Source organism: Pseudosulfitobacter pseudonitzschiae (genome assembly GCF_002222635.1).
GTDB lineage: Bacteria > Pseudomonadota > Alphaproteobacteria > Rhodobacterales > Rhodobacteraceae > Pseudosulfitobacter > Pseudosulfitobacter pseudonitzschiae_A.
The window spans coordinates 49,632-62,140 of sequence record NZ_CP022420.1 but is presented as its reverse complement, the minus strand read 5'-3'; the positions used below and the strand labels follow the sequence as shown (position 1 = coordinate 62,140).

The 12,509-nt window shown below is 54.7% G+C and carries 12 protein-coding genes and 2 pseudogenes; all 14 read right to left on the bottom strand.

Annotated elements, in window-relative coordinates:
* Positions 1–20: 20 nt before the first annotated feature.
* The 14 genes and pseudogenes from SULPSESMR1_RS23535 to SULPSESMR1_RS23465 all read right to left on the bottom strand — a co-directional run bounded on the left by SULPSESMR1_RS23535 (position 21) and on the right by SULPSESMR1_RS23465 (position 12,247).
* Positions 21–1,142 (bottom strand): C4-dicarboxylate TRAP transporter substrate-binding protein, encoded by a 1,122-nt coding sequence (locus SULPSESMR1_RS23535; protein ID WP_089423488.1) that lies wholly within the window; start codon positions 1,140–1,142, stop codon positions 21–23.
* A 140-nt stretch (positions 1,143–1,282) separates the two neighbouring features.
* Entirely contained in the window at positions 1,283–2,518 is a 1,236-nt protein-coding gene (locus SULPSESMR1_RS23530) for a metal-dependent hydrolase family protein (RefSeq protein WP_089423487.1), read from the bottom strand.
* 109 nt (positions 2,519–2,627) lie between these two features.
* Positions 2,628–3,050 carry a hypothetical protein gene (locus tag SULPSESMR1_RS23525; protein WP_089423486.1) on the bottom strand — a complete coding sequence of 141 codons (423 nt, stop codon included), beginning with the start codon at positions 3,048–3,050 and terminating at the stop codon, positions 2,628–2,630.
* On the bottom strand, positions 3,051–3,866 hold the full coding sequence (gene proC / locus SULPSESMR1_RS23520) for a pyrroline-5-carboxylate reductase (RefSeq protein ID WP_089423485.1): 816 nt from the start codon (positions 3,864–3,866) through the stop codon (positions 3,051–3,053).
* Entirely contained in the window at positions 3,863–4,360 is a 498-nt protein-coding gene (locus SULPSESMR1_RS23515; protein WP_089423484.1) for a hypothetical protein, read from the bottom strand. The genes proC and SULPSESMR1_RS23515 overlap by 4 nt, the downstream gene beginning before the upstream one ends.
* Before the next feature lie 19 nt (positions 4,361–4,379).
* Positions 4,380–4,853, bottom strand: a complete 474-nt coding sequence (locus tag SULPSESMR1_RS23510) for a GAF domain-containing protein (protein ID WP_089423483.1) — start codon at positions 4,851–4,853, stop codon at positions 4,380–4,382.
* A 4-nt stretch (positions 4,854–4,857) separates the two neighbouring features.
* Positions 4,858–6,168, bottom strand: a complete 1,311-nt coding sequence (locus tag SULPSESMR1_RS23505; protein ID WP_089423482.1) for a TRAP transporter large permease — start codon at positions 6,166–6,168, stop codon at positions 4,858–4,860.
* A gap of 24 nt (positions 6,169–6,192) precedes the next feature.
* Positions 6,193–6,717, bottom strand: a complete 525-nt coding sequence (locus tag SULPSESMR1_RS23500) for a TRAP transporter small permease subunit (RefSeq protein ID WP_089423481.1) — start codon at positions 6,715–6,717, stop codon at positions 6,193–6,195.
* A 69-nt stretch (positions 6,718–6,786) separates the two neighbouring features.
* Positions 6,787–7,764, bottom strand: a complete 978-nt coding sequence (locus SULPSESMR1_RS23495) for a TRAP transporter substrate-binding protein (RefSeq protein WP_157729112.1) — start codon at positions 7,762–7,764, stop codon at positions 6,787–6,789.
* 187 nt (positions 7,765–7,951) lie between these two features.
* Positions 7,952–8,314 (bottom strand): transposase, encoded by a 363-nt coding sequence (locus SULPSESMR1_RS25910; RefSeq protein ID WP_349813536.1) that lies wholly within the window; start codon positions 8,312–8,314, stop codon positions 7,952–7,954.
* Positions 8,315–8,363: 49 nt separating this feature from the next.
* Positions 8,364–9,242: pseudogene (locus tag SULPSESMR1_RS23485) on the bottom strand (IS3 family transposase); the annotation flags it as partial.
* Between the two features lie 12 nt (positions 9,243–9,254).
* Positions 9,255–10,616: an IS110 family transposase gene (locus SULPSESMR1_RS23480; RefSeq protein ID WP_089423478.1), complete on the bottom strand. Its 1,362-nt coding sequence runs from the start codon at positions 10,614–10,616 to the stop codon at positions 9,255–9,257.
* Positions 10,617–10,844: 228 nt separating this feature from the next.
* Positions 10,845–11,084, bottom strand: a pseudogene (locus SULPSESMR1_RS23475) (transposase); the annotation flags it as partial.
* Between the two features lie 434 nt (positions 11,085–11,518).
* A complete protein-coding gene (locus SULPSESMR1_RS23465) occupies positions 11,519–12,247 on the bottom strand; it encodes a TetR/AcrR family transcriptional regulator (protein ID WP_089423475.1) in 729 nt (242 codons plus the stop codon).
* Positions 12,248–12,509 lie beyond the last annotated feature (262 nt).

Here is a 12,509-nt window from a genome sequence, read left to right as displayed (position 1 = left end):
GCACGCAGGCCCGCAGGCGGTCAATTTACGCCGTAGGTTGTCGCATCAACCTTGCTAAAAATTTCCCGCATCGCAAGATCAGTCAGGGCGTCTTCATTATTCGTGTCAACATCGGCCACCAAATCGGCCCATTTCTGCATCGTCTCCTCAAAGTCGGCAATCAGCGCTTCTGGCTCGGCCACACCAAAATCGGTGTCGGCCTTTGCCGCGGCTGAGACAGAGGTGCGGTTGCGGAACTCAGCGACATGATCTGCAAGATCTTGTTCTGGCTCATATACATTGCCGCCTGCTGCCTTGGATGCCTCTAGCCCTGCGTTGACCTTAGTACCATAAGCGATGACCATGCGCGCCATCGACCGCGCAGAAGCTTGCATAAGGATTTCGCGCTGCTCAGGCGTAAGGCTCGCCCAGAAGTCGGGATTGTAGCCCCATTGCGGACCAGACCAATACATCCCCGTTGACAGCAGTGTCGTATGCTCTGCCACCTCAAGAAGCGACCTGTCCAAAAGGTCACTCGCCGCGTTCGTGGCGCAATCCAGTGTGCCACGTTCAAGCCCTGTATACATCTCGCTTGACGGCACGTTGACGGGAATCCCCCCCGCCTCTTCGACCCAGACCGAAACGGCTGAGCCGGCGGTCCGAATGCGCTTGCCCTTCATCTCCTCGAGGGTACGAACTGGGCTTGAACACATCAAAACATAGGCTGGGGTTGCATAGGCCCCAAGGTAAACCACCCGCTTGTCTTTCCATTCGGCAAGCTGAACTGGGTTGTTCATCGAAAAATCTGTGACAGCAAGAATTGCGACAGTCGGATCTGAATAAGCAAAACCCAACTCCTGCACCGCATTTGCCACTGGAAGATCAGAGGGCGTATAGATCGCCGCGTGATGCGCAACCTGAACCACGTTGTCTTGAATGCCCTGAAGGGCTGCGCGGGGTGCCAAAAGCACTGTGCCAGTAAAGACCTCAGGCACCAGATCACCGTTCGACAACTGCTTGACAAGCTCAGCCCAGCGAACATACCCCTCGCCTGACATAGGCACTGCACCTTCGTAAAAACTGTTGGCGATGAAGTTAGTTTCAGCCGATGCAACGCTGGAAAAAAGTGTCGCAATCGCAGTAATGGTCATCAATTTTTTCATTTTACTCTCCTGTTGGTTGATGATTGATGCCACTCATTCTCAGAGCGGACATTAGCACGGTGGTGGATCAAACTTGTCCCTTGAAAGGCGCTTCTTCACCCTCTTGTTCCCTCGGGGCCGCGCGGCATACAATTTGGCCATCAAAGTGACGCCATCTTTTTAATTGCTTTGCCACCCTTCATGATCAGCGGCATATGGGCGCCCTGCGACGTAAGCAGATCAAGATTTTGCAGCGGATTTCCGTCGACCGCGATGATATCGGCAAAGGCACCGGGCGCAATCGTTCCGATCTTGCCTTCCATCCGCAATACTTTTGCAGCATCTACCGTAGCCGACCGGATCACCGCGTCAGCGGGAATATAGCGCCCGCGCAACGGAAATTCGCCCGACTGCTCGGTTTGCATACCGCCCAGAAGATCAGAGCCATAGCCCATTACGACACCCGCCGCATGCATCTTCTCCAGTCGTGCCAACCCAGCCTCGCGCACATCCGCGATCTTAGCGACAGATTCCGGCAGCAACCCAAAGCGGGCACCCGATTTTGCAAGAACGTCGTAGGTGATATTGGTCGGAACCAGTGGGATACCTTCCTTGGCGATCCGCATGATAGTTGCGTCTGAAATTAGGTTCCCATGTTCGATGCATTCAAACCCACAGTCCAAGGCGCGGACAATCGCCTCATCGGTATAAAGGTGCCCCGTGGCATAGGTGCCAAAGCTTTTTGCAATCTCGACCATCGCCTTCAGTTCATCGACTGAGAAAACAAGATAACCAACTGGGTCGGATGGTGATGATACGCCTCCATCCGCCATAGCCTTTACAAATTGCGCGCCGTTTTTAATTTCATCCCGGGCGGCCCGTTGCACATCAGCAACCCCATCACAAATGCGCCCCATCGCGCCAAGGCTTTGCGCATACCAGCTAACATCTCGGCTGTGATAGGGGCCGCGGTAATCGGTGTGCCCTCCGGTTTGCGACAGGGCTTTGCCACAGATCACCAAACGTGGTCCGACAAAAATGCCTTCTTCGACTGCAAGCTGCAGTCCGCGGTCTGCGCCGCCCAGATCGCGAACAGTCGTGAACCCGCGCATTAGCATATTACGCATTAGTACACTGCTGCGCGCCGCAATTAACGAAGGAGGTAGCGTCGCATTCAACCCCAAATTGGCAGTCGTAGCGATGACGTGGACATGACAGTCAATCAGCCCCGGCATTACCGTCAACCCGGCCAGATCCATCACCTCATCCGTCTTGACCGTCGCATTCGGGCCAACCTCGCGGATCATGCCGTCTTCAATTACGATACCCATCGGATCGGTAAGGTCACATGCGACCCCGTCAACGATGCGGGCATTCTTCAATAAAATAAGGGTCATTTGGCGTCTTTCAATCATTGAGCGGGGAATTCACGCGGAGGTTTGCAACCCATTAAGTAGTGACTAAGTACATCAGCCTAAAACTCTCAAACGTTGCTGCGGCATAGTTTCAGATTTCAAGATAGTTGAACCTAAATTGCAGATCGAGAACATTGGCATTGCGGCACCAAAGGTCGCGCATATCATCGTGATTTGGCTGTTGCTTAATATCGCCAACGCACTCACCTGGAATCGGAGTCCGATAATGATTGCTGGGAGATGCGGCATGGATATGCCTACAGACATTGCAAGCAGCGAAGGTCATCAAATCCGCTCGCTCTTCCGTAAAAAAGCGGGCAATATTTGTTCCACAAAGGGTTGATATACCCTTCTTGAAGACAACCCTATTGTATTCGGGATCACAAACTGTCGGAGGCAGTTCCATACTGAGGAAATCATATGTAAAGGTTTCGCGCATTGCCATTTCCTGAAGGGTTCCTAATCTGCCGGGGATCAATATGACGAGAGACTCGTATTGAGAATGTTGCGTCATTTAGCTCTCCTGGCCCAATTCAATACTGCGGGCGTACGCCGCTAAGGCGGCCCGTTCGACAAGCTGTTTCAGCGCTTGCCCCTGCATTAATACAGCCAATGCCGCCGCGGTTGTGCCGTTTGGACTAGTCACTTGCGCGCGCAAAGCACTGGGGGAAGCGTCTGACATCACTGCCATACGGCCAGCACCCGCGATTGTTTGTACAGCCAGAATTGCAGCTGTATCGGCTGGCAGGCCGAGGGACTGGCCCGCTTCAGCCAGCACTTCGATGAAGTGAAACACATAGGCGGGACCGGAGCCGGAAATCGCGGTCACCGCATCCATCTGTGCTTCATCTGTGATCCAGCTAACCGCACCGGAGGATGCCATAAGGACCTGTACAAAGCGCCTAGCCGCGCTTGGCACATCTGCGCCAGCACAAAGCACTATCATTCCTTCACCGATGGCAGCAGGGGTGTTGGGCATACAACGGATGATTGGGGCGGCTTCTGGCAAGGCTGCACGCATTGATCCTAGCGTGATCCCTGCTGCGACCGAAAGGAAGGTCGTGTGGCCGCCGGCAAACTTGCCGCATTTGGCAAGAATAGGAGCCACCATCTGCGGCTTAACCACCAGCACCACTAGATCGGGCTGTATACCTTCTGGTAGATCGCTTAACGTGGGAACTGTTGTTGCGCCAAGAGCATCGGCGCGGCCCCGCAATGTCGCGACAGGTTCTACGACATGAACCTCGAGCATTGGATCTTGCCGTAGCCAACCGTCGAGCATCGCATAGCCCATATTGCCCGCGCCTAACAGTATTATACGCCGCGTCATAGGCAGACCTCATCACCAAATTGCGCCCGCACCTTAAAAATAAGCAGCACCGGCCGCATGAACTGCCGCACATATCCTATGACATGGAACAGGTGCAGAGCAGTGTGGCCTGAAACAGCCTGCGTGAGTTGCCAGAGTAGAACCGCATTGTCGCGTATAAGAAGAATTAGGGTTGGATTAAGCAGGCCATCAAAATTCGCGAAAAAATCTAACTCTTCTGCAACGGATTGGCTCGAGCTGTGTTTATTTAACGCCTGTGCACTTCGATGTTGGGGAGCCGATCGAGATGCAGTGGCAGCCGCGACATAACGATAGGTGATCAATCTAAGCATGACGGTCAGCCTGTCCAGGTTGAGCTCGGCTCTCATTTCGAAAGAAACTTGCATACGCGTGTGATGGATTTGAACATCGTTAATGTTGATCCGCACTAGATCAATCATATCCTGACCGGTGCCATCGACATTACTGGCGTTCTTAATCAACGATGTGCTCATCTTGGTCACTCTTTCCGATTCATATCAGCGCTGGCGCGAGGCTCTGCGCAATTAAGGTCAGTTCAGCCATATCCTCGGAGGAGTAACTATCTCGCGTGGAGTTCAGCGATAGTACGCCGATGCAACGACCAGCCCATAGCACCGGAGCACAGGCACAGGCCTCGCAGCCTTTGGACAGGATGAGTTCGGCGTCCGGGAAGGCCCAGAACACATCCTCGCGCGAATTTCCTAACCAACTCTGGCCACCGTCTAACACCACCCTACCCCACTGAGTCAGGCCCATGGGTTTGAACACGCCGGTTGGATAGTCTGCCTCGGAACTGTGCATCCGCATTACGTTTCCGGTGCCGGGAAGGTTCTTCAAGATGGTTAGAAAACGGAAGCCGAAGCGGGTTTCGCAAGTGTCCTGTACTGCACGAAATAGCGAATAAGGCTGATTCGGCTTGGTCTGTGCGACCAGCAGGGCGGAGAAGTCGACTACTTTCGGGGTCATTGGATTATCCATACAGAGAGTTCGGGAGCCACAATGCTATGCCTGGGAAGACGGCCAGCAGAGCGACCCCGACCAGCATCAGTACAAAGAAAGGAAGCGCGGCGCGTGAAACATAGCTGAGCGGTCGGCCCGAAATGCCCTGTAAAACGAACAGGTTAAAGCCAACCGGGGGGGTTACCTGCGCCATCTCTATCATCAACACCAGGTAGATTCCGAACCAGATCGGATCAAAGCCCGCCTGCAATGCGAGCGGCAGCGAGATGGGCAAACTCATAACCACGATTGAGGTGCCGTCGAGGAAGAAACCGAGGCCGAGATAGAACAATGACAGCACCAACAGTAGTCCCCAAGGGGGTAGGTCCAGCGAGGCAATGCCGTCGGCGACATCGGCGGGTATATGCAAATAGCCAATAGCGGTGGACATGAAGGCTGCAGCAATCAAGATTGAGCACACCATGGTCGAGGTCCGCAGCGCACCCATCAATGTATCACGCAGCAGGGTCAGCGATAGCTGGCGCGTCACGATAGAGATAAAGATGGCGGCGATCACGCCGATGGCTGCAGCCTCGGACGGAGTGGCAATGCCACTGTAGATCGAACCAAGGACAATAGTCATCAACACTGCAAGCGGCGCAAGGTCCAAGAGTGCGCGCAGAAAATCCACCACGCTGCGTGACTCACGTTTAGCCGGAACCAGCGCCGGATTCAGAGTGGCGCGTATCATGATATAACCTGAAAAGAGCGCACAAATCATCAGCCCTGGCAGCACACCGGCCGCGAATAGACGCGAGATCGACTGCTCGGCAAGAATTCCGTAGACGATCATCACGATTGACGGTGGGATCATAAGGCCGAGGGAGCCAGCTCCTGCAAGTGACCCCAGCGAAAGTCGGTCGTCATAGCCCCGTTTAGCCAGCTCGCGCGTGGTAATGCGCCCAACTGTAGCGGTGGTGGCGGGCGAAGAGCCTGATACCGCTGCGAATAGCGTGCATCCAAGTACGTTGGTATGAAACAAGCGGCCGGGGATGTAGTCAACGAACGGCGACAGACCGCGAAACAGCCGCGTCGAGATATCAGTACGGAAGATGATCTCGCCCATCCAGATGAACATCGGGATGGCCGACAGTTCCCAGCTTGTAGAATAGCGATAGATGATACTTGCCGCGATTGAGCCGATACGCGGAAAACCCATTCCGTCTAGAAAGAACAGCGAAGCTGTGGCCACTAGGGCCAGCGAGATGAACACCCAGATGCCTAGGCCGAGAAACAACAATAGGAAGCCCAGCGTAGCAGCCGCAATTACAAGCGTGTCCATACAATATCTCCGGTTTGATGCGGCTTATTCGACAGGGGTCGCCAGCGGCGTGTGTTGAGCGGGCGAAGGGTGTCCGGTGATGTGACGGAGCCCGTACGCAAAGGCAGCTAGTGCAAAGAGTCCGAAACCTATCATGATTGCGCCCTCGGGTATCCACGTCGGCACCGCAGCAACTGAGGATGACACGGTACCGCGCGACCATGCTCGCACGACCCGCATCCAGAAAATCCAGGTCAGCCCTATGGTAAGTGAGCAGGCCACCAAAGCTGCCGCTGCAGTCGTCAGTCGCTGTGCTTGCTCTGGCAGGCGATCGAGTACCAGGCCGACGCGGATGAGATCCCCATGTTCCAGAACATAGCCCAGCGACCAAATCACGCAAATTGCAATTGCATACCCAACAAATTCGTCAAGGACGAAAGTCGAGGTAGCAAAGAAGCCTCGTAGGATAATCTCAAAGACGATATGGCCCACCATGTAAACCAGCGCAAATGAAGCAATTACGGCAGCCAGTCGAGACAGGGCAAAAACGCCCAAATAAAAATGTTTCATGCAGATCTCCAGCGATGGGAAAAAAGCGTGGACAGAAAAGAAGACTGCCCACGCCAGTTGAGGGAGGTACTATCGCTTCTGGTAAGCGGACATTATGGACTGCGCACGCTCACCTGTTTCTTCGAGCCACTGGTCAATGAATGGTTGCGCGGCCGCAGTCAGTGCTGTTGCGAATTCGGAGGGGACTTCTTCGGTCACAGTCATGCCGTTTTCGCGCATGGTTTCAAAGTCTTTGGAAGTCGCATCCGCCAAAAGCCCCCACCCAAAAGCTTCGGCTTCGGCGGCCGCTTCCTTAACGGCTGCCTGTTGTGATTCGCTCAGGTCGTTCCAGGCGTCCACATTCAGATGGATTGCCTGCAGCGATGAGGCATAATTTAAATTGGTAAAATCCGACTGCAGTTCCCACATTTGAACCCCAACGCCGCCATTGGGCGAGGTAAGTACGGCGTCGATCGCATTGGTCGAGAGCTGTGCTGATACGTCGGCCCAAGAGATCTGAATTGGAAAGGCGCCGGTGTTCTTAATAGTTTCAGTAGAAGCAACGTCATAGGTGCGGACCTTCACGCCTTCGAGATCGGCTGTAGAGGTGAAGGCTTTGTTACCCCAAAGACCCGAGGACGGCCACGGCGTTGCGAGCAACAGTATCTGATTGTTGCTTTCGAGGACCTTCTCATACTCCGGCTTCGCCAGCTCATATAGGTCACGAACATCCTCTGACGTCGGAGCGAGGAACGGCAACGAGGACAGTTGGAAGATGGGGTCGATACCGGTCCAGAACACAAAAGCCGAAGATGCGGCCTGCAATGCGCCGTCGCCCACTGCATCGAAGTTGTCGACGCTCTTATATCCAAGCGCCGCTCCATGATGCACCGTAACCACGACTTCGCCCTCTGTCTTCTCAGCCACGGCGTTAGCGAAGAACTCAGCGGTCTGACCTTGCAGAGAACCGGCAGGATATTCGTTCGAAAGGTCCCAAGTTGCGGCCAACGTCGGCGAGACGGTGAGACTTAGAACGGCGATTGCGCCAAGAAGTGTTTTGATGGTCATGTTGTTTTCCCCGTTTTCGGCCCGTGAGCACGGGCGGTTTTTAAATATCGAATCGCTCGTCATGCAAGCAGATTACGAACAAGTCTGTTTGTATCATACGAGCAGTCCTGCTCGTAAATCAACTACTTATTTTTCCGCGGAGATAATAAGGACCCAAGGTGCCAAAAATTTGTAGCGACTGTATCTCTCAGACCGTCGGGTCAGTCCATTTCCGACGGTTTTGCACAGGACGTTCTCGATGGTGACGAGCTTTCTCGCGACGCCATGATAATGACCTTGTGCGGTTTTCCGGCCTTGCGAAGGATATCAGGCTTGGATTGTGATGTGCCGCGACCAATGCCGCCCGAAACATCAAATGCCGCATTGCACGGCGACCTCCGGCGATGGCCCGTTTCGCGCGATGGGTTCCACTAACGTGCGCGCCCGACGTTAACCCAGTGAGTGCAGCAGCCTCTTCCCCGGAGATAGTGCCTATCATGGGCATCTCAGCGATCAGTATTAAGCTGGCAACCGGGCCGATCCTCATGATGGAACGGAGAACGGTGGCCACCTCCAACAGACTGGTCTTGTCGCGCTTACGTTCCGGTCTCTCAACTCATTTATGCGGCCTTCCGCTCGAAAGCCAAGGGGCTTTTGCCGCCGAGCGATGAGTGGCGACGGCGCGGGTTATAAAAGCCGTTAATGTACTGGAATATCGCGCCCTCGGCCTGACGGCGTGTTTCCCAACGGTTCCGCCAAATCAGCTCAGCCTTAATGGATTTGAAGAACGTTTCCACCATGGAATTGTCGTAACAATTGCCCTTGCCACTCATCGAGACCTTGAAGCCATGCTTGGAAAGACGTCGTTGATACTCGTTGGAACAATATTGCGACCCGCGATCCGTATGATGAATGCACCCTTCGGGCGGCTGTCGCAAAGCAACGGCCATATCTAACGCCCTGATCGCCAGATCTCGCTTCATCCGGTTGCTAACCGCCCAACCGATTACGCGGCGAGAGTACAGGTCAAGGATGACGGCCAGATAAAGCCAGCCCTCACTGGTCCAGATGTAGCTGATATCTCCGGCCCACTTTTGATTGGGGCCATCCGCTGAGAAGTCCTGATCCAGCAGGTTGGGTGCAATGTTGAACGTGTGATTGCTGTCCGTCGTCGCCTTGTATTTCTGCGTTCTGATGACTTTGATGCCGTTCTCACGCATCAGGCGGCCCACACGACCGTGACCGACGCTCAGCCCCAGCTCTTCCAGTTCTTCGGTCATCCGGGGCCGCCCGTAGCTTTGCAAGCTAAGCCGATGCTGCTCACGAATGTGGGCCAAAAGCACCATATCATCTCGCTGTCGTTGGCTCATTGGGCGTATCCGCCAAGCACGGAACCCACGAGATGTGACCTGCATGATACGGCAGAGAAATTCCACGGGCCAAACTTCTTTCCAGGCGTCAATGAAGGCGAACCTCACCGGCTTTGGCCTGCAAAGAAGATCGCCGCCTTCCTAAGAAACAGCGACCTCCTCTGTTATGGGTGCCAATGCAAATCCGAGGGTCTTGGCGCGGCGCTGAAGGTTTGACAGCACACGTTGTCGATGTCGCTCATCATAGGCCGCGGCACCTTGATCTTGATGGGTCATGCCATGGCGAATGGCGTTGTAAAATAGAACGGCAATCTTGCGCGCTGTCGCCGTAACTGCCTTTTGCTTGCCGATGCGAGATGACAGTCGTCGATAGAACGCGCCCAAAGCCGTGTCACTGCGGCCAATCGTGACGGCAGCCAGACGCAGAAGAGCAGCGGCGCGGCTTGAAGATCGACGTGTCCGCGAAGACAGTAGCTTGCCACCAGATATCTTGTTTCCGGGGGCCAGGCAGAGCCACGACGTGAAGTGCTTGGCGCTCTTCCAGGCGCGCAAATCGGTGCCGCATTCGGCAACCAGCTTCTGTGCGAGCGAAGGCCCAAGGCCGTGGATTTGCGTCAGATCCACGCCCAATACTCCATATAGCGCCGCCCGCACATCGAAGGATGGAGCGTTGTGCTGCTTGCGCTTGATCCGCGCCTTGGGCAATGGAGCCAGATCACCGTCAGCCCGGACTGTCAGGGCTCCAACCGCCGCCTCCAGCCTACGGTCGCACACCTTGATCTGCGCTTTGTAGAAATCGTAGAGCTCCAGCGACTGTGTCAGGGCAAAGATATGTTCCTCACGGTCGTTGCCGAGCAGCGCAGCTTTGATCATGTCCACAGAGGATTTGCAGCGAACATCCCGGAACGCGGCGAGAGCCTCCGGATCACGCTCGCCACCGACAATGGCGCGGATGATCCGCATTCCTGTGATGCCGGTGATGTCGGAGACGACATGATGCAATTGCAGGTTCATCTCCATGAGTGCCTTCTGCATGTGCTGGATATGGGCTGCGGCATACTCAGTGAGCCGTTCCCGTTGGCGCATGTAAGCGCGCAGGGTGGCGATCTCGGCCTCAGGCCGGAAACTGCCACGCAACAGGCCATAGGAGTGTAGCTGACGCAGCCATCCGGCATCGCTGACATCGGTTTTGCGACCCGGCACGTTCTTGGCGTAGCGCGCATTCACCAAGATCACATGAAGCCCATGGCCCTCAAGTATCTCAAAAGCCGGGATCCAGTAAACACCGGTCGATTCCATCGCGACGCTGGTGACACCGCAGGATTTGAACCATGCCGCCAGCGCATGCAGATCCTGCGTGAATGTTCCAAAAGCACGTACTGGCATGTCGCAGGAATCAGGGTTTACCGCAGCCATATGCATGGTCGAGCCGATATCAATCGCCGCGGCATTTGGATTGACCATCTTCAAATCCGGGTGGCCGCCGGTCATAGAGTTCGTCATGGCATCTCCTCCGTTTGGGAAGAAGGGCGTGGGCCATGCAAGTTCGTCATCTTCCTAACCGGGATCACCGCAACAGCGGCGTCACCACTCTCAAGTGCGCATCAACCCATGTGCCACGTTTTTTAACGGGGTCTGACCCTCCAATAAGCAATCGGCAACTGCCCTTCAGGCGCAGCATAGCACAGGCTGTTTATACCGCGCACAGGCGGGCTGCGGCCCGGAAAGGTTTTTTAACACTTCCCTCTCCTCTCGCAGCAGCCGGGCTTCCTTGCGAAGGCGTTCGTTCTCTTTCTCAACGTCTTCGTGAGGACCCGACATCAGGTCATCATGCTGATGCTTTTGGACCCACTTGTTCAGCGTCGAAAGCCCAATCCCCAAATCAGAAGCCGCTTGTGGTCGTGTCAGTCCACTGGTCGTTGCGATGCGCACTGCATCACGGCGAAACTCGTCTGTGTATCTCGTTGCCATTCTCAATCTCCTTCATAGCAAACATTGCTCGAAAGAGACCGGAACTAAACCGTGACAAGACCAGTTTCTGCTTTGCGCAGACTTGGGTCAGTAGCCGTTTGCGCATCTCGATCAATTTGGTTCATTTCGACGTCAAGGATTTGAGAAGGCATAGTTTTCTGCGGGAAGGCTGCGGCCTGTTTCGGGACGGAAAGCAAAGAAGCGGGCGATGAGTTCCGCATAGATCAGGTCGGTCTTGGCGCGCGTGCCTCGGCTTTACTCAAACGCCTTCACCTGAGCGGGGGCACCTAGCGGGCTGCAACACCTTCTGCCTCCAAAAGCGCCTAGAGCTGCCATTCTTGACCGCCAGTCGACTCAAAGCCGACGACGGCATCTCTGTCCCGGGCAAGATCAGCCACAACAGTATGAACTGCTGCGATCTGACAACTAGCTCGTCATTCATTTATTGCGATCTGTTTCCATAGATCGACCAGTTTTCTGGCAGTTTTGGGGTCGGAATCTAAGCTCCGATGCATAGCAATTCCACGCAATACTGAGAGGTGAAGCTTGGCCATTGTTTCGGCATCCGAATCGTCGACGTTTCCACCCCCAAGCCGCACGATCACCCGGTCACGCTTCCGTGTCCAAGTTTCCAAGATTTCGCGCAGCGATTGACCAAGTTCGTTGTCTTGTCTTGCTGCCAACATAAATTCCATCGCTGCTATGTAGCGGCCACCTGAGTAGATATTCTCCCAGAGCGCCTCAATGAGTGCATGCACTGATAGCTGCTCCTTGTCAGGATCGAGGTTAAAGGGATAACCTTCGCGCCACCCCTCAACCAGCTTATCAAAGGCCGCAATTAACATGTCATTGCGTGTAGGAAACTGGTGGGTAAGTGCACCGCGCGAAACCTTTGCCCTCCGCGCAATAAGGGTGGTAGAGATCTGCTCATAGCCAACTTCAACCAGCGCTTGGAGCGTTGCTTCGCAGATTTTGACGCGGGTTTCATGTGATCGCTCAGCCTGCGTTCGTCGCGAGCTTCGGGCAGTAATTGATTTCGCTTCGGTGCGCATTATTTGACCAGTTCTAATAGTTGGCACGTCCCGTCTCAGGTAGTATAGCTGTTTCTTGTCCAGCGCTGGCTTGAGTTTCTGCCAGTCCTTCATCGCCTGCGAGGGCGTCATGCTGCCCAATGCTGATTGCGAGAGCTGCTAGTTATAGAGCCACTCGTAGCGATGCCCCGTCGTTTCCAGTTCCTCGCCTGATGGGAAATGGTGGCTTTGCAATACTTCTTAGCTGCGGCTATTGAAACGTTCAACCATCCGATTGGTCCTAGGCTGTGCGGTTGGTTACGTCAAGATCGGCAACATGAGCTCTTCATTAACGTGAGTGTCCGTCGTCAGATAAAATGGTGTCGCGTTGCCCTTAAATCTGAGACACGACGGG